Origin of the sequence: Pseudoalteromonas sp. AS71 (assembly GCF_038900275.1) — a bacterium.
In the GTDB taxonomy this organism is placed as follows: domain Bacteria; phylum Pseudomonadota; class Gammaproteobacteria; order Enterobacterales; family Alteromonadaceae; genus Pseudoalteromonas.
Genome location: NZ_JBBMQZ010000028.1, coordinates 21133 through 40457, shown reverse-complemented (window position 1 = coordinate 40457; position 19325 = coordinate 21133). Strand labels below are relative to the sequence as shown.

The window sequence follows — 19325 nt, the reverse complement described above, 5'->3', positions numbered from 1 at the left end:
TGATTTTATCAGTCCCTTTTTTAATTACTAAAATTCATTTTTTGGAGTAGATAAGTTCAATATTAACGATTTTACTTCGATTTAACGTTATTTTATAGCGTTGATAAAGTGTTCTATCTTCCTCGGTTAGCACAAGCACCATGTTAAGTTGGTAGCGCCGTTCAACTGCCTGTTTAGATATTTTATTACTGTCTAAATGATATAACTTCCCTTCACCACGTTTTAAATAACGCGCAAATGGCGCAAGACTAAATTGTAGCGTTTGCTGCAGTGTATCGTACCCAGGTAAAAATTCTTTAGCGCTTACCCGTGTCTCACTTGCAAAGTGTAACCACTGCGCAGCTTGTTTATTTTGTTGACGACGTTTTGAAAATATAGATTTTACTTCTTTAGGGATTTTTTTAAAGCGTGTGTATTCAAGCCAAATTAGCTGACTCGCTATTTTGTCTTTAGTAATACTATTTTTAAAACTAAATCTCCACTTAGGTCGCCCTTGTACAATAGCTCGCCAAATCATACGCGTAATATCTTCTTTAAATATTTCACGTAGCCCGTAAATAACCCCTAAAATTAAAATAAGGGTCGCGGTGACTTCAGTAAACGTTGAGCGGGCATTAAGTATAACAACCATCACGAATGCCATGATAACTGCCGTTACAGTGCCTTTAACTAATCGTTTAAGATAGCTGTTAAGAAACCGTGTTTGGCGCTGTAATATAACGCCATGCTCAATTAAGCGTTGTAGCAAGCGCATTTTATTTGTTATTCGATTAGCGTCTTGCATTGTGGTTTCAGAATTATAGTTTTTGTCAGCCCGGTACGCATTTTCGTTTTTACAAAACTGCATTAAATCGTTACGCTCTTTTGCATAATCGCTACTACGTGGGCCTTCATCTAAAAGCTTTAAAAATGATTGCTCAACATGCCAACTTAAATAGTTATCAGCATTGGTAAAAAATGGCAGTAGTTTTTCATCATCTGGCGTATAGCGACGCAGCTTTTTTAGAAGTCCTTCACTTTGTTCATATACTTCGTTAGCGCGTTTATAAAAGTCTTCTGCTTCATCAATTTTTAACGCATCTTTAATGTCGGCATCAAGGGCTAAACGTACTTGGTAACAAAATAAATTAAGGTTTTGACGATAATCTTGCTGCTCACCTTTGTTTTTACTAACAAAGCGGCTTCGTACTAAAGGCAAGTGTATGTTGTTAGCGTTGTAGGCTAAATGTGATTTAAAGTGGTTATTAAAGTAAGATTCTTCGGTGAGCGTTTGCGGATTAATCCCCATTTCATTAGGGATAGAAAAATACAGATCTATGCGCTGTTCAGAACGAGGAGTAAGCTCTGGTTCAATGACAAAAGATAAGTTTTCATCTTGTTTTAACAATCAGTTCTCCTTCTAAAATATCGTTTTAGTGTACTTGTCTCCTTTGTTTTGTTCAATAAAAAAGGCTCAGTAAATACTGAGCCTTAATACGATTAATGTGCTAGTTAAAACTTGTAGTTTACACTTGCAAAAACACGTGAACCAATTACATCATAAACTTCTGGAACAGTACCCATATCGTTACCACCTAATACTTTCTCAGGCTCTTTATCGAAAATGTTGTTCATGCCACCAGTAAATCGTAATGCATCATTCAAGTTGTAGCTCATTGAAATATCGTGGTAAATAACGTTGTCAGTACTAAAGTTTTCACCGTAGTAGTCACCATCCATTCCACGAAGGAATCTTGCGTTATAAAGGATATTTAATGAATCAGTTAGATCGTAATTAACTGAAAGGTTAGACTTTATTTTAGAGTAACCACCGATGTTGCCATCAATAGTACCTGTGTAATTAATGTCATCTTCTTCAAACTTAATTAAATAAGTTGTATCAAGGTTTATACGGTAGTTATCTGCAGAGTAGCTAATATTCCAATCAACACCTGACGTTTCTTGAGAACCTACGTTAGTAAGTGCTGAACTTAGGTTAGATAAGTCACCAGATTGTGTAATGTTTACTGATGAACATGATTCTGAGTCACCTGCAAAACAACTATTCATTTCGTTTTGAACATCTAAGCGAGTAATCGCATTAGTAATATCAAACTTCCAGTAATCTAGAGTTGTTGATAAACCGTCAGCTACTTCCCAAACCATACCAAAAGTGAAAGAGCGACTTTCTTCGGCTTTAAGATCGTTATCACTTGTGTAGTTTACAAGTATTTGAGCATCTTGTTCGTTGCCCCATGGATCAGCTAGGTAATCGTACGAACCTGAGTTACCACCAAACAGTTCTGATACGTTTGGTGCTCTAAAGCCAGTAGCTAATACAGAACGAACCATAAACTCTTCAGTTACATTCCACGTTGCACCAAGTTTCCACGTTGTTTCGCCACCAAAGGTAGAGTAGTTATCGTAGCGAGCAGCACCTTCAAGGGTAACAGTCTCTAATACCGGCATAGATGTTTCAAAGTAGATAGACTGTACTGAGAAATCACCTTCAGTTGGATCTTGTTGTGCAGCTGTGCTCTCACCAAGCTGAGTAATTAGATCTGGTGTGTAGTAACCACTTTCAAAGCGGTTTTCTACACCGATTGCGTAACCAATATCACTTTCTGTTACTGCGCTGTAACCAGCTGAAAGAATAAATTGCTCGTTACCACCTTCGTTTGACTCAGTATAAATTGAATCGTTAGATGTTAATAAGCTACGATCTAAAGAATCACCGCTGAACCAAAGAGCTTGGTTTGCATAAATGCTTTCTTCAACTCGACTTGCATTAATTGAGTTTTGAACTTTATCTTTTGAGTCATTACGACCGTAAGTTGCACTTACATCCCAGCTTGCATCGTTATCTAATAAACCTTGTAATGCAACAGATACACGGTAAGTGTCAGTTTCTTGCTCATAAATACGAGGACCAGCATCAACCATTCTTCTTCTGTACTCTAAAGAGTCAGTAAGATCGCCTGTATCTGCGTCACGGAAGCTATCTGTGTAAGTTGAATCCAAGCTAGAAGTACTTAAATCAATACTTGCTGGTTGTGGTGCAAGTTGTTGATTAGATTCACGACGTGTATACATCAAATCAACATTAAATGTAGTGTCTGAGTCTAGCTCTTTGTCAAAACTAGTAAATAAGCTGTATAGCTCATTAGGTGTTTGAGCATAGCTTGATGTTGTGAAGTCGTATGAAGTAGTTCTATCTGCAAAAACACCATTACCCTGGTAAGTTCTGCCGCCCAGTGTTCCTTCAGGGATAAATGAAGACTCGCCAGGCTCTACAAAACGACGATCCGACTGAATTACTTCACCACGGTTTGAGTATTGAGCACCAACAACTAAGTTGCCATCGGCAATATTCATTCCGTGTAATAAACTAACACCGTAGTTATTGCCATCACCTTTTGTAGTGCGGCTTCCTTCAACGTTTAGCTCTGAACCTTCAAAATCTTTCTTTGTTATGATGTTAACAACACCAGCAATAGCATCAGAGCCATATACTGCAGACGCGCCGTCTTTTAAGATTTCGATAGATTTGATCATTGCTACAGGAATGGTATTTAAATCAACAGAAGAATCTGCGCCGGTACCTGAAGAAACCATACGACGACCATTTAATAATACCAGTGTGCGTTGCGAACCCATACCACGTAAATTAACTGTCGCAGAACCACCTGAGCCATTATTACTTGAAGCGCCTAAGCTAATACCAGCAGCTGATGGCTGAGTAGAAAGTATGTCAGCAACAGATGTGAAACCACTTTTTGCAATGAAGTCATCACCGATAACTGTGATTGGGCTTGCTGTTTCCATATCAGTACGGTTAATACGAGAGCCCGTCACCTGAATTTTTTCAATTGATGTAGCTGCTTCGTCAGCTGCTAAAACTTGCACACTTGAGAACATTGGTATTGCTGCAATTACAGCTAAGCCAAGAGTTGATTTTTTCATGAAAGAACCCTACTTGTTGGAAATTTACCTTTATTGGTAATGCTCACTTTTTATTAGAATAGTGAGTCAGGTGGGCAACTTAGGCGCTTTTAACTGAACGAAAACTTAACGACAGCTCAATTTATATCAAGCAACAATGTGGATAAACCATTTTAGGTACATAGGTTACATTATGTTTCAGTGTTAATTAATAAATATACTTTAAAAACAAAAGTATGAGAAAATACAGAAACATTAGAAACACACCTGAAACCAAAGTGATTCACTTTGTAATCAAATGTAATTGATTGAGCTATGTACCAAAAACTGACAAATTAACAACTTAATCACAGCACATTATTAAAACCGCAAAACTAAATGTTAATTAATAACCATATTTATGCATACTTGGTGCTTAAATAGTCTTATTTAGCCACTTTGGAAAGTTTTTTGATTAGATTTTTTATTCAGTCGCAATTAAAGTTGAACTTTTTGAGAGCACTTATTTATCATTGAAGTTTATAAGTCTCAAAATCTAAAAAAATAATTTAATTGATCTAGTCACTCAAATAATCGTATGTATGAGAAAGCAAATTCACACCAAAAATGTACGTTGTATGCAGAAGCTTCCAGTCGCAACTTCAATACGTTACATAAAAAGAGTAATTTAGTGTTTGTATTAAAGAGGTTGTATTATCTTTGACTGTTAGCTCTAAATTCCAGAGCATATTTTGCTCAGAACAAATGCCAACCATGGTATTGCTCTGCCACAGGCCATTATGTTTTTTAAATTGCTGAGGAATGTAACCCATATACATAGTAATGCCTTTGAGCTTGGCATCTTCAATTGTAATATTTGTTGGTAAATCACTAAAAATAGTAAATGGGGTTTCGGGAGAAAGAGTTTTCTCGCTTAACCATACTTTAACATCATTTGAAAAAGTACAAGGCAAATTGGCTGTGCATGTGGCATTTTTTAGAAATTTTTCATCTGTATTTTTGGAAAAATCACACGCTGTTAATAAAAAAAATACCGCGGTGAATAAACTTAACCTATATATAAGCATAACAATTTCGCACTAAAGAAAAGCAAATACTAATAATCGCGACTGCAAATAACAAGTGTGAGTGTTACTATTAAGCCAAATTAGGCACAAACTGTATCAAAAAATAAACAACAAGCTCACAAACATTGATTGATGTCATAATTTTATGTAATTGACCTATCTTTTTTAGGCCAAAAAATTTATCATTTCACCCGCAAAAAATAAGGGTTTCTCAAGTTTTTTTTCTGAAGCTTTCATGTATTGAAAGTTTTAGATAACACGCTTGAGAAAATAGTAGGCCCCACTTTTAAAGGTGGGTAATTCATTTCTAAACGCATTTATTGCAGCGGAAGCCAGAAAATGAGCCAAACAGTAGCATCACAAACTGAGTATAACTATAAGGTTGTACGCCAATTCGCTATTATGACAGTGATTTGGGGCATCGTTGGCATGAGTATTGGGGTTCTGATTGCTGCCCAATTAGCTTGGCCAGCACTTAACTTTGATACACCATGGTTAACTTACTCTCGACTACGTCCGTTACACACGAACGCAGTAATTTTCGCATTTGGTACTAGTGCACTGTTTGCGACGTCTTATTACGTCGTACAACGTACTTGTCAAACGCGTCTTTTCTCAGACAAACTCGCCGCCTTTTCATTTTGGGGCTGGCAGCTAGTTATTGTATTAGCAGTAATTACATTACCACTTGGTATTACTAGCTCAAAAGAATACGCAGAACTTGAATGGCCAATCGATATTTTAATCGCTGTGGTTTGGATTGTTTACGCTATTGTATTCTTTGGTACTTTAATTAAGCGTAAAGTGTCGCATATTTATGTTGCTAACTGGTTCTACGCTGGCTTTATTATCACTGTTGCAGTACTTCATATTGTAAATAGTATGGCAGTGCCTGTGTCGTTAACTAAATCATATTCAATCTATGCGGGTGCGGTAGATGCTATGGTTCAGTGGTGGTACGGTCATAACGCTGTAGGTTTCCTACTTACTGCTGGTTTCTTGGGTATGATGTATTACTTTGTACCAAAACAAGCAGGTCGCCCAGTTTACTCATACCGTTTATCGGTAGTTCACTTTTGGGCTCTAATTTCATTATATATCTGGGCTGGTCCTCATCACCTTCACTACACAGCGCTTCCTGATTGGACGCAAAGTTTAGGTATGGTCATGTCTATTATCCTATTCGTACCGTCTTGGGGTGGTATGATCAACGGTATTATGACGCTATCTGGCGCGTGGCATAAACTACGTACCGATCCAGTACTTCGTTTCTTAGTTGTTTCATTGTCTTTCTACGGTATGTCTACGTTTGAAGGTCCTATGATGGCAATTAAATCTGTAAATGCGTTATCTCACTATACAGATTGGACAATCGGCCACGTACACTCAGGTGCACTAGGTTGGGTTGCTATGATTTCAATTGGTGCTATCTACCACTTAATTCCTGCGTTATTCGCGCAAGGTCGTATGTATAGCGTTAAATTGGTTAACACCCACTTCTGGTTACACACTGTAGGTGTTGTTTTATATATTGTTGCAATGTGGATCTCTGGTGTAATGCAAGGTCTAATGTGGCGTGCAGTAAATGCCGACGGTACATTAATGTACAGCTTTGTGCAGTCTTTAGAAGCGTCGCATCCTTTCTATATAATGCGCTTTGTAGGCGGTGTATTCATCGTAACAGGTATGTTAGTTATGGCTTATAACGTTTACCGCACTATTTCAGCTGAGAAAGAATCTCTGAAACTAGACGCGCAAGCACAATTAGCATAACGGAGTGAGATGATGAGCAAGAAAAATTCGCAAAACAAACATGAAATAGTAGAAAAGAACGTTGGCCTTATGGCTATTCTGACTGTTTTTGCTATTAGCTTTGGCGCACTAGTTGAGATCACTCCGTTAATGTTCCAAGACGATACAACTAAACCAGTAGAAGGCCTACGCCCTCTTAATGCTTTAGAAATGGAAGGCCGTGATCTTTACGTGCGTGAAGGTTGTTCTAACTGTCACTCACAAATGATTCGTCCTTTTCGTGATGAAGTTGAGCGTTATGGTCATTACTCTGTAGCCGGTGAATCTGTTTGGGATCACCCGTTCTTATGGGGTTCTAAACGTACTGGTCCTGATTTGGCTCGTGTTGGTAAGCGCTACTCGGACGACTGGCACTATGCTCACTTAGTTGACCCACGCGCTGTGGTTCCTGAGTCAAACATGCCAGGCTTTCCTTGGTTAGCAGAGAATACGGTTGATACCAGCCTTACTCTGAAAAAACTACAAATTTTCCGTGATACTTTTGCTATTAACCCAGAAAACCCAAAACATCCGGGTTTAGGTTATGGCAGCGACGAAGAGCTTCAAGCTGATGTTGATAAAGTTAATGCTATGAATGACGGCAAAGGCGCAACAGAAATACAAGCTCTAATCGCGTATTTACAGCAACTTGGCACCCACTTGAAGTAAAAATTATGGATTACGGAACATACAGAGGCATTTTGACTCTGGTAATTTTAGTATTGTTTATTGTGATTGTTGCATGGGCATATAGTAAGCGAAGCAAAACCCGTTTTGATAGCGCAGCTAATGCCATTTTCGAAGATGAAAAAAAACATGACAACACACTCTCTAACGAGGAAAAGGAGTCTGAAAAATGACTAGCTTTTGGAGTATTTGGGTTATTGTTTTAACCCTTGCATGCTTATGCATCATCTTTGGCCTATTAGTTTGGAACTTAAAAAACTATGCTGGCGTAAAAGAAGGTGAAAGCTGTGGACATGAATTTGACGGCATTGAAGAGCTAAATAATCCACTACCAAAATGGTGGACTTACATGTTTTTCGCAACTTTTATTTGGTCAGTATATTATCTTGCAGCTTACCCAGGTTTAGGTAACTGGGAAGGTTTAGGTAAATGGACGAGTTCTAACCAAGGTATTACGTCTTTAGCTGAATCTAAAAAAGCAGTTGCAGAGGCCAAAGCAGAAGGTCGCTTTGTTAAACTTGATAAAGAGTATGAAGCTGCAGAAGAACGCTTCGGTCCTATTTTTAATAAGTTGGCACAGGTACCGGTTTTAGATTTAGTTAATTCTAAGTTTGAAGGTGATGCAGCGCAGCAAGTTGCTCTAGAAAATGGCGACAAACACGAGCAAACAGATGGTCAATTAGCCATCGAAATTGGTCAGCGTTTGTTCTCACAAAACTGTGCGCAATGTCATGGCTCTGATGCGCGTGGTGGTACCGGCTTTCCTAACCTAACTGATAAAGATTGGTTATATGGCGGAACACCAGACAAAATTAGAGAAACACTCCTTAATGGTCGTATAGCTGCAATGCCAGCTTGGGGCGATGCTCTTGGTGAGCAAGGCGTTAAAGAAATGACAGCACATGTGCTAAGCCTTTCTGGCCGTACTGTTAACCAAAAAGATGCAGCAGCAGGTGCAGCTAAGTTTGCAATGTGTGCCGCATGTCACGGTGCTGACGGTAAAGGGTCGGTTGCACATAACCTACCATTTGGCGCGCCTAACCTGACAGATAACATTTGGTTATATGGTGGTTCTCAACGTGCAGTTGAAGAAACACTTAACCATGGTCGTGCTGGTGTAATGCCTGCATGGAAAGACATTTTAGGTGAAGAAAAAATTCACTTATTAACAGCCTATGTTTACAGTTTATCGCAAGATAAATAAGCATGCGGTTAATAAAATGTTTATAAATTAATTTATTTAATTCAATAGATTAATCCAGATCAAAAAAGCCTCCACTGTGAGGCTTTTTTTTAGTCTTTTACGTATAAATCCTATAAAATAAACCTCCCTAAACTAATTTAGAGCAACTATGCAACCTACTCCGTGGTATAAGAATTTTTGGCCTTGGTTTTTAATCTTTTTTCCGTTAGTGGCCATTATTGGCTGTATTAGCCTATTTATTACGGCAATAGGTAACGGTCCAGATATGGTTGTTGACGACTACTACAAAAAAGGTAAAGCAATCAACTTAGAACTTACTAAGTTTGAAAAAGCAAAAGCGCTTTATCTGCATGGCGGATTAAATGTAACCAATGAGCGCGTAAGCTTTAAATTTACAAAAGGCGACAGCAGCAATGTGCATGTATTAAAACTCTCTTTTTACCACCGCACAATTAAAGCACATGACTTTACCGCTACTCTAACCCCTAATGCCAATCAAGAGTTTACAGCACTACTTGATATGTACACACCAGGTGCCTACTCAGTATTTATTGAGCCTATAGATGGCAGTTGGAAAATGAAAGAAAATATAACGTTACCAACTGTACAAACTGTTTTAGTTACTCCTAATTATAAGTAGTATAACTATGTCTAACTCTTGTTTTCATTGCCTTGAAAATGTGCCAAACGGATTTAGTGCAAGCGTTATAATTGACGATAAAGCCCAGCCAATGTGTTGCATTGGCTGCCAAGCTGTTGCACAAAACATCGTTGACCAAGGTATGACCGATTACTACAAATATCGGACCGTACGTGCAGGTAAAGTGGAACAATTGGTACCCGAGCAACTCGCATTTATAAAAAGTTATGACAACGAAGACATTCAAGACGAATTTATAGCCACTAACGATAATATCTCAGAAGTATTACTGAGTGTCGAAGGTATAACCTGCGCCGCTTGTGCGTGGCTTATCGAAAAACAACTATTAAATTTAACCTCAGTAAAACGTGTTGATGTAAACACATCCACTAACCGCGCTATGATCCAATGGGATAAAACCAGCACCCCATTAAGCGAAATAATTACTGCGCTTGCTAAGATTGGTTATAAAGCCTACCCGTTTCAAGCCGATACTGAATCCCAACAAAAGCAACAAACAGCAAAAGCCTATATTCGCCGTTTAGGTGTTGCCGGTTTAATGACCATGCAAGTAATGATGTTTGCATTTGCCATGTACTTTGGCATGTTTTCAGGCATGGACAGTAATTTTGAGCAGTATTTTAGATGGATCAGCTTAGTACTGGCCTCACCAGTTATTTTATATAGTGCTCTGCCCTTTTTAACCAACGCTATAAATGGCTTAAAAGCAAAACAGCTCAATATGGATTTACCTGTATCACTGGCCATTTTTGGCGCATTTGGTGCAAGTTGTTACGCCACATTTATGCAAGTCGGCGAAGTGTATTTTGAATCTGTGTGCATGTTTACCTTTTTACTGTTGTTAGGTAAATATCTTGAATTTAGAGCGCGTTTAAAAGCGAGTGAGTTTACTGCCAACTTACAAAAACTATTGCCATTAACAGCCCGCACCATTAACGAAAGTGGCGAAGAGCTTATAATTGCAGCCAAAAAACTAAAACTTAATGACGTAGTACTTATTAAAGCGGGTGAAACGATTCCTGCCGATGGCGAACTAATTAAAGGTAAAACCACCGTTGATGAGTCAATGATGACGGGGGAGCATCAACCTGTAACTAAATTTATTGGTCACAATGTTTATGCCGGGTGCGTTAACCACGACGGCGTTATTGAAATAAAAATTAATAAAATTGGCCAAAATACACTTTTGAATCAAATAATACGCCTGCAACATAACGCATTAACCAAGCGCCCTAAACTAGTTGAAATTACTGATAAAGTTGCGCAGTGGTTCATAGCTTGTTTGCTTGTATTTGCTTCACTTACAGCGTTCGGCTGGTACCAAATTGATCCTGAGCACGCATTTTGGATCACCATTTCGGTTTTAGTTGCTACCTGCCCGTGTGCGCTGAGTTTAGCGATACCCACCGCGCTTACATGTGCAGTGGCAACACTTACTCGAAAAGGCGTATTAATAAAACAAGCACATGTGCTCGAAACACTCTCACAAATCACTTTATTTGCATTTGATAAAACAGGCACACTTACGCAAGGTAAATTTAGCCTTGATGAAGTAGATATAATCGATGAACAATATACAAAAACGCAAGTGCTAGATATGGCAGCCATGCTAGAGCGTTATTCTGAGCATCCTATTGCCAGCGCATTTGATGAAATCACGCCCGTTCATAATACTCTTGATAACGTTGAAGTACATCCAGGGCTAGGAATTAGCGCACAAGATGCAACTCATCATTACGCAATTGGTAAAAGTGGCTGGTTTGATAGCAAAAAATCGAATGCACAAGCAAGCTTATATATAAATAAACAAGTTGTTGCACGTTTTTACTTTGTTGATAAAGTAAAAAACGATGCGAAAAAGCTTATAGAGTCTCTTCAATCGCAAAGCTTAACGTGTCATATGTTAACCGGTGACGCGTCAGATGCAGGGCAAAAAGTAGCTAAACAGCTTAAACTTGAAAGCGTACAATCAGGATGTTCCCCACAGGATAAACAAACCGCAGTTGAGCAATGGTCTTCACAAAACGAAGTGGTTGCTATGGTCGGTGATGGCATAAACGACAGCCCAGTATTTGCCAGCGCGCATTTATCAATTGCTATGGAAACCGGTGCTGACATATCAAAAAATAGTGCTGATGTAGTGCTTCTTAATAGCGATTTAGCCTCCATTGGTCATTTACTTAATGTTGCCAAACAAACCAGACGTATTATTAAACAAAATCTTGCGCTGTCTTTATTGTATAATGCTTCCATATTACCACTGGCAGCGCTGGGCTTAGTAGCTCCATGGATGGCTGTTATTGGCATGTCTGCCAGCTCAATTATTGTGATTAGTAATTCACTAAGGCTATTAAAGTTATGAGCATAATTTACATTTTGATCCCTATTGCCATTTTATTTGTCATGATTGCTATTGGCGTATTTTTTTGGGCCGTAAAAAGTGAGCAGTTTTCGGATTTAAACAAGCAAGGTCATAGTATTTTGTTTGAAGACGACAAAGAGCAACATAACAAAAGTAATGATTGACCCTCTTTATACCAGCGCATTTTTAATGGGCCTAATCGGTAGCGGTCATTGCATTGCTATGTGTGGCGGTATTGCAAGCTCATTACAACTGGCTAGTGACAAACGCAAAACATTTACCTATTCATTTGCCTATAATGTTGGACGTGCCCTGAGCTACATGGCAGCAGGCGCACTTGTTGCAGGAATTAGTAGTCAATTTGCAAGGCAAAATACGTCCTTTTCTTTAGCCCTTTCATTCATTGCTGCTATTTTTATGCTCCTCGTTGGCGTGTATATAATGCGCTTGGGCCCTACTTTGCAGTGGTTAGAGAAAATTGGTAAAACCTTGGTGTGGCAACACATTGTTAAACTAAATAAATATTTAATGCCTATCAACTCTCCTTTTAAAGCCCTAGGTTACGGTGCTTTGTGGGGCTGGCTGCCTTGTGGTTTAGTATATTCAGCGCTTACATGGGCGATGACTAGTCCTAGTGCTTTAGATGGTGCTTTAGTTATGCTTTGCTTTGCTCTGGGTACTTTTCCCGCGATGATCACGTTAGGCGTTGCAGCGCAAAAACTAAATACTATTATTAACCATCCATGGACCCGAATTGTATTAGGCAGTGTTATAATTTGGTATGGTATCTACTTATTGATTATTGCAACCGACAAGTTGGTACATTAATCTACACAATGTCGTGAATAAAAATTTAAACGGATTAAATTATGGATTTCTCTCAAAGCCGTACTAAAGGTAATTGTGCTATTAGCTGTAATAACTGCAGTATTAGTCAATTGTGTTTGCCATTTTCACTTAATGGCCAAGAAATGGACAAGCTAGACGAAATTATTGAGCGAAAAAAACCTCTCCATAAAGGCGACTACTTATTTGAATCAGGCGCACCTTTACAGGCTATTTATGCGGTACGTTCAGGCTCATTTAAATCGTACACATTATCAGAGCGAGGTGATGAGCAAATTACTGGCTTTCATTTAGCTGGCGATCTAGTTGGTTTTGATGCGATAAATAAAATGACTCATCCAAGTTTCTCACAAGCACTTGAAACGTCAATGGTTTGCGAAATCCCATTCGATACTCTTGACGAACTATCAGGGAAATTACCTAAACTTCGCCAACAAATAATGCGTTTAATGAGTAGCGAAATTACTTACGATCAAGAAATGCTGTTACTACTCAATAAAAAATCAGCAGAAGAACGCCTAGCTAGTTTTATTTATAACTTATCTGAGCGCTTTGGTGAGCGTGGTTTTTCGCGTAAGGAATTTAGATTTACGATGACTCGCGGTGAAATAGGCAACTACCTAGGCCTAACTGTAGAAACTATTAGTCGTTTATTAAGTCGTTTTCAAAAAGCAGACTTAATTAAAGTAGAAGGTAAATTTATTACAATTTTAGATAATGATGCCTTGGCTAAAACAGCAGCAATAGTAAAACCTCGTCAAATTAAATAGTTTGATTTAGAACAACAATTTATATGCTACCCCTTTAACTGTTTTATATTTACGTTACACTAAATGTACACCCGTTATGTAAATGGAGTAGCATATGAACACTATTAAACGCATTATTGCGGTTATTGACCCTACCAAAGACGATCAACACGGCTTAGCACGTTCAATAGATTTAGCTAAAAAGTCTGGCGCAAGTATTACCGCTTTTATGACGGTTTACGACTTCTCTTACGAAATGACAACCATGCTATCTGGCGATGAACGCGAAGCAATGCGTGACGCTGTACTAAAAGATCGTGAGCTATGGCTAAACGATTTAGTCTCTCCTTACAAAGATATAAATATTGAAACCCAAGTGGTTTGGCATAATCGCCCTTACGAAGCCATAATCGATACTGTAATTGATGAAAAGTACGATTTAGTAATTAAAGGCACACATCAACATGGTGCACTTAAATCCGTTATTTTTACCCCGACCGATTGGCACTTAGTACGCAAATGCCCCGCTCCGGTTTTATTTGTAAAAGAAATGGCATGGCCTGCTAACGGTAATATTTTAGCTGCTGTAAATGCTGTTAGCGAAAATGAAGAGCATGTAGCACTTAATAAACGCGTTATTAAAGACGCACAATTTTTATGTGAACTTGCCAACGCAAAACTTAATTTAGTTAATGCTTATCCTGCAACACCCATTAATATCGCAATCGAAATTCCTGAGTTTAACCCGGGGCTTTATAACGAATCAGTTAAAAAGCATCATCATGAATCAACCAATGCACTTGCTGCAGAGTTTAATTTAAACCCAGAGCAATGTTTTATTGAAGAAGGCCTGCCAGAGGATGTAATCCCTGATGTAGCGAAGCGGTTAAATAGCGAATTAGTTGTTATTGGTACCGTTGGGCGTACCGGCTTAAGTGCTGCTCTTGTAGGTAATACAGCAGAGCATGTAATTGATAGCCTAGACTGTGATGTACTGGCACTCAAACCCGATGGTTACGTGAGCCCACTTGCAAAGAACTAGATTAACCAAAAGATTTTTAGCAAGTAACAGCTCATATACTACTTGCTAAAAATACCGTGTTTAAATTGCTTTTAATTACATCCTAAACTCGCATATTCAGGTGGTTTGGGTATAATACGCCCCTTTATTTTTAGCAAATAACTTTGCTGTATTGTTTTACTAGGGGGCGTAATTGTCACACTCAGATCAAGCTAAAGCTCAATTTAACTTAAATAAGCTGCAAAAGCGTTTACGTCGCCAAACTGGTCAAGCTGTTATGGACTTCAATATGATTGAAGAAGGCGACCGTATTATGGTGTGTTTATCAGGCGGCAAAGATAGCTACACCATGCTTGAAATGCTTCAACATTTAAAACGTGTAGCACCTATAAAGTTTGACCTAGTTGTTGTAAATCTTGATCAAAAACAACCAGGTTTCCCTGAACATGTACTACCCCAGTACCTTGATAAACTAAATGTTGAGTACAAAATTGTAGAAGAAGATACCTACAGCATTGTTACCGATATTATCCCTGAAGGTAAAACAACGTGTTCACTTTGCTCACGCTTACGTCGTGGTATTTTATACCGCACAGCAAATGAGATAGGCGCTACTAAAATAGCCCTTGGGCATCACCGTGATGACATGATTGAAACCTTATTTTTGAACATGTTTTATGGCGGTAAACTAAAAAGTATGCCGGCTAAATTAATGAGTGATAATGGCGAGCACATGGTTATTCGCCCACTTGCATACTGCAAAGAAACCGATATAGCCCAATACGCATTTGCACAAGGCTACCCTATAATCCCTTGTAATCTTTGTGGCTCACAAGAAAACCTACAGCGTAAACATACAAAAGCAATGCTTGCAAAATGGGATGCGGAGCACCCGGGCCGTATTGAAAGTATTTTTACAGCAATGCAAAACATAGTGCCTTCACATTTAGCTGATGCCGACTTATTTGATTTTAAAAACTTACAAACAGGTGAAGTAATTGATGGTGGCGATATCGCCCTTGATAAACCTGACATACCTAAAGTACCAGTAAGTAGTGAAATTGATGAACAAGAAGTGCCAAGTGTAGTTACTATAAATCTTAGCTAACTTTTAGTTAGCTAAGAGTAAAGAATTAAGGGTTTGTATTTATATACAAACCCTTTAATTTACCAATTTAATCTTAAGCTTTACTTTAACTCTCAGCTAAACCTTGTAAAAACTCTAAACTTAACTTTTCTTGTGCATTGGCCTGGTATGGCAACTGTTGCAAGCTATCGTACGAAAAATCGTTAATATCAAAGTGACTTATTTCACTATTCCCAAAGCTGTTACGCTCACCGGGGCTTGGGGACATTTTCTCAATTACAAAATCACTTAAACGCATATCTGTAATACCTTGTGGTAATACCGACCAGTGAGCTTTCAAATTAAGTGTTTGGCTTCCCTGTGCTAACCGCTCTTTAGATACTAAATGAGCAAGTGGTGTATCGCCACTGTATAAGTTAGCCCTAACACGATACAAACCGCTTTTTATCACTGTTAAATTAGCTGGCACGACCATGTTTTCATCTTGTGCATATGCAGTTTCAAAACCTGTTAAAGTCGCACTCGGCGCCATATATTGAATTTGTGCAACTACAGGGACTTTTTTACCAGCAACATCACCCTCTACAAACACTTGCAAACTACGAGGGTAATCATCCTCTCCTTTAAAGGTGATAGTTGCCTCACCTTCACGTGCATTACCTATATGAGTATTTAATACTTCTTTTGTATCTGTATTTGCAAGCTCAACGACTACTTTACCAAGTCCTTGAGCACTTACTCTTATTATTATTTCTTCTGGGTATACAAAACGATACTGCTTAATACTTAACGTTAAAGCATCACCACTTTCGTCAATAGGGCTCGACACAGGGTAAAACTGGTTTGGTTTTAATCGGTCTTCATCTAGTGGGCTTAATGGTTGAGAATAAGGAGGAAATTTAAGTGCGCTTTGGTATTGCATAACCACTTGCTGCGCCGCTTTTGTTAAGTCTTCATTAAACGCGACTTGCTTTTTTGATTGTGTTTTATTTTTTTTAGGTACATCTATGGGAATCACTTTTACAGGTGATAAATCAACTACGCTAGCGGCTTGTTTAACCTGCGTTGTCACTGGCTCTACAACTTTATGAGTGTCATTTTTACTTGTAAACCATAGCGAAAATAAAATAGCGCTAATAATTAAAGCAACGACATAAAATTTTTTCATTAGTTAATTTAATCCTTTATAAGGCGTATAGCTTTGAGCTACACGCCTTGCATGTTATGGGATCACATTATAAATAAGTGCTGATGCGCTTAAATTATTTGAATCCTTAATATAACGATATTGTTTTTTCCAAAACCAACTACCTGTAGTTTTATCAAACGTATTAAACCCTACCGTGTCACCTTCAACATTTACGTTATTCATGGCGATTGTTACATTACCTTTGCGCTGGGCATTATGTATTTCGTTATGGCTATAACTGTCACTCATCATCATTGGATAATGGTTTGGCATAAAGCTATTTACCGCATCACCTTGCGATTTTAAACGGCCATCAGTATCAATACTTTGACTACAACTTCCAAATGAACGAGCTGAACTTGCACCACATGAAGAGTGCGATGCAACCACCGAGTCATCATTGCCTTTTAAAAATCCACCTGTTAATCCTAAGTATGCATTACCATCTGCCACAAAGCGTAAACGAGGTGTACGTGCATCAGGAAATGGTGATATTTTACGGGCGTTATTCACTTTTAAATCGTGTAATACGCCAACGGCCTCGGTTACATCACTTCCTAGCCACCATTTGAGTGCAGCATCGACCGCAAAGTTCCATGATGCGCCTGTTAAAGCACTAACAGCGACGTCAGCAAGCTCACTTCCACCGCCCGCGCCTGCTAAATCAAACGTAGCCACGATATTAAGCGGCTGTAATCCTTCGTTTTCTAACCAGTTTTCTTGATTATCAATAATATGGCGTGCAACTAAGTCACCTGTTGAATGTGTTACAAATACACAGCCATCACTGCATAAATTAGAGCGTGAAATTTGCTTTAATTTAGGCCATACCCAATCGGTAGCAATCTTACCTTCAACGCGTTCATAAGCAGGCCAGTCAATTCGCTCATCCGCACGATTATTCCAGTACGATTGCCAATATGTTTCACCATCATTAATTACATCACTTCCCGATTTATTGGTTATTTGCGAGGTTTGTAAACCATGAATTAATATAATTTTGTAGTCTTTACTCGCTGCAGAAAAGCTCATTAACATAGCAAGTCCCGCACCGATTAGGTGGCTTGGCTTAATTAATTTGTGTGTGTATTTGTTGTTCATACAATTCCTTAATGTTGTGTACTTAATATTTTATTGTCATTTAAGGTATTCATGTTGGTCTGCGTAAGCTTGTCAGCCTAAGCGCTCACTAGTATTAGGAACAACGAACAAAAATGCAACAACTTATTATCATTTAGGAGGGGTGGGAATTTATTTCAAACTGATTAATGAGTTAACAAAGGGATAGTTGTTAAATATGAAATTATTAAATGAGTTTCAGGGGGATATTGAGGTATAAGATTAAAACGAGCACCATTAAAAGTGCCCGCTATAGAATAAGGACAAAGCTAATCTAACCGTTGGCTTTAAGCTCACTGGTAAATTGCCCAATCGCATTCACAACTTCTTGTGCACCTTCTTGAATTTCCTGCATCACTTCACCCGATTCTTTAGATAGCGCTAAGCCTTGCTCTGCTTTTTCTTTACCTTTTTCTATTACCGCCACCGTATTTTGTGTCTGTGATTGATTGCGCTGTACCACTTCTACAATTTCTTCTGTTGCTTTTGAGGTACGCGATGCAAGCAGCCTAACTTCATCTGCAACAACTGCAAAGCCTCGACCTTGCTCGCCAGCTCTAGCCGCTTCAATTGCCGCATTTAGTGCTAATAAATTTGTTTGCTCAGCAATACTACTAATACTTTGTACAATACTCGATATTTGTTGCGACTGCTGATCAAGCGTTGAAATTTCATTTGCAGCTTGCTCCATGTTAATAGCCAACTCCGTCATTACAGTAACCGTATCTTGTATAACGCTCGCGCCTTGTTCAGCTTTTTTGTCTGTTTGAGTTGAGGTGCTATAGGCAATTTCGGCCGCTTGTGAAATTGCAATTTCTTGATTTACTTGATCAGTGATAACAGTCGCAAACTTCATCACTTTATAAAGCTCATTAGCATCATTAGATATCGGGTTATATGACGCTTCTAGCCAAACAATATTGCCATGCTTATCAACTCGCTTAAAACGCTCTGCAATAAATTGTCCTTCTCCCAATTTAGCCCAAAATTGTAAGTACTCTTGGGAGTTTGATTCTGACGGTTCACAAAATGTACGGTGATGTTTACCTAATATTTCGCTTTCTTGATAACCCATTGCCGATAAAAACTGCTCGTTTGCTTTTAAAACATGACCCTCTAAATCAAACTCAATTACCGCCATAGAGCGATATATAGCTTTAATAGTATCGCTTTGCTCGCGAGAAGCTGTAATTGTTTTTGTAAGTACACTCCCGAATATAGAAAAATAGAGCAACTGATCTTGCTCACCTTTTACAGGATGTACTATTAAACGTAACCATTCAGCTTTGCCATCGCTGCGCATAACCTGTAATGCACCGCCCCAATGCCCTTCTTTTTTAATAGCTTGTTGCAAGCTTTTAAATTCGACAGATTGTCGAGACGAATCTGTAATAAAATTATCAAAAGAGTTATTAGTTAGCTCATCTTCGCTATAGCCTAGGTTTTCTAAAAATTTATCGTTGGCGTGCGAAATCCTGCCATCATAAAGAATGTTCAGTACTAACATCTCTCGGTAAAGCCCTTCCCACACTTGTTGTAATGGATAGAGCTCTGCTTTTAAAGAGGCTATTTCATTTTGTTTATTTTTAGAAAAAAACATTAATATCCTTACTAGGGCGTG

The 19325-nt window shown here is 38.5% G+C and carries 17 protein-coding genes; 11 read left to right on the top strand and 6 right to left on the bottom strand.

The window, feature by feature from the left end:
* Nucleotides 1-34 precede the first annotated feature (34 nt).
* From WNY98_RS18035 to WNY98_RS18025, 3 genes are all read right to left on the bottom strand, one after another.
* Nucleotides 35-1387 carry a hypothetical protein gene (locus WNY98_RS18035; protein ID WP_024599138.1) on the bottom strand — a complete coding sequence of 451 codons (1353 nt, stop codon included), beginning with the start codon at nucleotides 1385-1387 and terminating at the stop codon, nucleotides 35-37.
* A 104-nt stretch (nucleotides 1388-1491) separates the two neighbouring features.
* A complete protein-coding gene (locus tag WNY98_RS18030; RefSeq protein ID WP_337120529.1) occupies nucleotides 1492-3942 on the bottom strand; it encodes a TonB-dependent receptor in 2451 nt (816 codons plus the stop codon).
* A 620-nt stretch (nucleotides 3943-4562) separates the two neighbouring features.
* Nucleotides 4563-4988, bottom strand: coding sequence for a hypothetical protein (locus WNY98_RS18025; protein ID WP_342876427.1), 426 nt, complete (start codon nucleotides 4986-4988; stop codon nucleotides 4563-4565).
* A gap of 339 nt (nucleotides 4989-5327) precedes the next feature.
* On the opposite strand from WNY98_RS18025, the gene ccoN reads away from it, so the two are divergent.
* From ccoN to ttcA, 11 genes are all read left to right on the top strand, one after another.
* On the top strand, nucleotides 5328-6761 hold the full coding sequence (ccoN, locus tag WNY98_RS18020; RefSeq protein ID WP_007585649.1) for a cytochrome-c oxidase, cbb3-type subunit I: 1434 nt from the start codon (nucleotides 5328-5330) through the stop codon (nucleotides 6759-6761).
* Between the two features lie 12 nt (nucleotides 6762-6773).
* Entirely contained in the window at nucleotides 6774-7448 is a 675-nt protein-coding gene (gene ccoO, locus WNY98_RS18015) for a cytochrome-c oxidase, cbb3-type subunit II (protein ID WP_024599141.1), read from the top strand.
* 5 nt (nucleotides 7449-7453) lie between these two features.
* Nucleotides 7454-7639 (top strand): cbb3-type cytochrome c oxidase subunit 3, encoded by a 186-nt coding sequence (locus WNY98_RS18010; protein ID WP_010554061.1) that lies wholly within the window; start codon nucleotides 7454-7456, stop codon nucleotides 7637-7639.
* Nucleotides 7636-8670: a cytochrome-c oxidase, cbb3-type subunit III gene (ccoP, locus tag WNY98_RS18005; RefSeq protein ID WP_076923820.1), complete on the top strand. Its 1035-nt coding sequence runs from the start codon at nucleotides 7636-7638 to the stop codon at nucleotides 8668-8670. Before WNY98_RS18010 ends, ccoP begins: the two co-directional genes overlap by 4 nt.
* Nucleotides 8671-8818: 148 nt before the next feature.
* Nucleotides 8819-9310: a FixH family protein gene (locus WNY98_RS18000; RefSeq protein ID WP_076923819.1), complete on the top strand. Its 492-nt coding sequence runs from the start codon at nucleotides 8819-8821 to the stop codon at nucleotides 9308-9310.
* 7 nt (nucleotides 9311-9317) lie between these two features.
* Entirely contained in the window at nucleotides 9318-11693 is a 2376-nt protein-coding gene (locus tag WNY98_RS17995) for a heavy metal translocating P-type ATPase (RefSeq protein WP_342878579.1), read from the top strand.
* Complete coding sequence (gene ccoS / locus WNY98_RS17990) at nucleotides 11690-11857, top strand: cbb3-type cytochrome oxidase assembly protein CcoS (protein ID WP_342878578.1); 168 nt, start codon at nucleotides 11690-11692, stop codon at nucleotides 11855-11857. The genes WNY98_RS17995 and ccoS overlap by 4 nt, the downstream gene beginning before the upstream one ends.
* A complete protein-coding gene (locus tag WNY98_RS17985) occupies nucleotides 11850-12521 on the top strand; it encodes a sulfite exporter TauE/SafE family protein (protein ID WP_294118223.1) in 672 nt (223 codons plus the stop codon). Before ccoS ends, WNY98_RS17985 begins: the two co-directional genes overlap by 8 nt.
* Before the next feature lie 41 nt (nucleotides 12522-12562).
* The gene (locus WNY98_RS17980) at nucleotides 12563-13309 is read left to right on the top strand and encodes an FNR family transcription factor (protein WP_024596435.1); all 747 of its coding nucleotides are present in this window, start codon (nucleotides 12563-12565) and stop codon (nucleotides 13307-13309) included.
* 94 nt (nucleotides 13310-13403) lie between these two features.
* The gene (uspE, locus tag WNY98_RS17975; RefSeq protein WP_024599146.1) at nucleotides 13404-14330 is read left to right on the top strand and encodes a universal stress protein UspE; all 927 of its coding nucleotides are present in this window, start codon (nucleotides 13404-13406) and stop codon (nucleotides 14328-14330) included.
* Between the two features lie 172 nt (nucleotides 14331-14502).
* A complete protein-coding gene (gene ttcA, locus WNY98_RS17970) occupies nucleotides 14503-15417 on the top strand; it encodes a tRNA 2-thiocytidine(32) synthetase TtcA (protein ID WP_024599147.1) in 915 nt (304 codons plus the stop codon).
* Nucleotides 15418-15502: 85 nt separating this feature from the next.
* Here ttcA and WNY98_RS17965 read toward each other — a convergent pair whose 3' ends face one another.
* The 3 genes from WNY98_RS17965 to WNY98_RS17955 form a co-directional block, all read right to left on the bottom strand.
* Nucleotides 15503-16564, bottom strand: a complete 1062-nt coding sequence (locus WNY98_RS17965) for a hypothetical protein (protein WP_076923817.1) — start codon at nucleotides 16562-16564, stop codon at nucleotides 15503-15505.
* Nucleotides 16565-16618: 54 nt separating this feature from the next.
* Nucleotides 16619-17686 (bottom strand): hypothetical protein, encoded by a 1068-nt coding sequence (locus WNY98_RS17960; RefSeq protein WP_024599149.1) that lies wholly within the window; start codon nucleotides 17684-17686, stop codon nucleotides 16619-16621.
* 292 nt (nucleotides 17687-17978) lie between these two features.
* Complete coding sequence (locus tag WNY98_RS17955; protein ID WP_342878577.1) at nucleotides 17979-19304, bottom strand: PAS domain-containing methyl-accepting chemotaxis protein; 1326 nt, start codon at nucleotides 19302-19304, stop codon at nucleotides 17979-17981.
* Nucleotides 19305-19325 lie beyond the last annotated feature (21 nt).

What these genes read in the sequence shown, in the direction of transcription:
- ccoS (WP_342878578.1), top strand. Translation starts at nt 11,690, where the DNA reads ATGAGCATAATTTACATTTTGATCCCTATTGCCATTTTATTTGTCATG.
- WNY98_RS18000 (WP_076923819.1), top strand. Translation starts at nt 8,819, where the DNA reads ATGCAACCTACTCCGTGGTATAAGAATTTTTGGCCTTGGTTTTTAATC.
- ccoN (WP_007585649.1), top strand. Translation starts at nt 5,328, where the DNA reads ATGAGCCAAACAGTAGCATCACAAACTGAGTATAACTATAAGGTTGTA.
- WNY98_RS17965 (WP_076923817.1), bottom strand. Translation starts at nt 16,564, where the DNA reads ATGAAAAAATTTTATGTCGTTGCTTTAATTATTAGCGCTATTTTATTT.
- WNY98_RS18010 (WP_010554061.1), top strand. Translation starts at nt 7,454, where the DNA reads ATGGATTACGGAACATACAGAGGCATTTTGACTCTGGTAATTTTAGTA.
- WNY98_RS17995 (WP_342878579.1), top strand. Translation starts at nt 9,318, where the DNA reads ATGTCTAACTCTTGTTTTCATTGCCTTGAAAATGTGCCAAACGGATTT.
- WNY98_RS17980 (WP_024596435.1), top strand. Translation starts at nt 12,563, where the DNA reads ATGGATTTCTCTCAAAGCCGTACTAAAGGTAATTGTGCTATTAGCTGT.
- WNY98_RS17985 (WP_294118223.1), top strand. Translation starts at nt 11,850, where the DNA reads ATGATTGACCCTCTTTATACCAGCGCATTTTTAATGGGCCTAATCGGT.
- WNY98_RS18030 (WP_337120529.1), bottom strand. Translation starts at nt 3,942, where the DNA reads ATGAAAAAATCAACTCTTGGCTTAGCTGTAATTGCAGCAATACCAATG.
- ccoO (WP_024599141.1), top strand. Translation starts at nt 6,774, where the DNA reads ATGAGCAAGAAAAATTCGCAAAACAAACATGAAATAGTAGAAAAGAAC.
- ccoP (WP_076923820.1), top strand. Translation starts at nt 7,636, where the DNA reads ATGACTAGCTTTTGGAGTATTTGGGTTATTGTTTTAACCCTTGCATGC.
- WNY98_RS17955 (WP_342878577.1), bottom strand. Translation starts at nt 19,304, where the DNA reads ATGTTTTTTTCTAAAAATAAACAAAATGAAATAGCCTCTTTAAAAGCA.
- WNY98_RS17960 (WP_024599149.1), bottom strand. Translation starts at nt 17,686, where the DNA reads ATGAACAACAAATACACACACAAATTAATTAAGCCAAGCCACCTAATC.
- WNY98_RS18025 (WP_342876427.1), bottom strand. Translation starts at nt 4,988, where the DNA reads ATGCTTATATATAGGTTAAGTTTATTCACCGCGGTATTTTTTTTATTA.
- uspE (WP_024599146.1), top strand. Translation starts at nt 13,404, where the DNA reads ATGAACACTATTAAACGCATTATTGCGGTTATTGACCCTACCAAAGAC.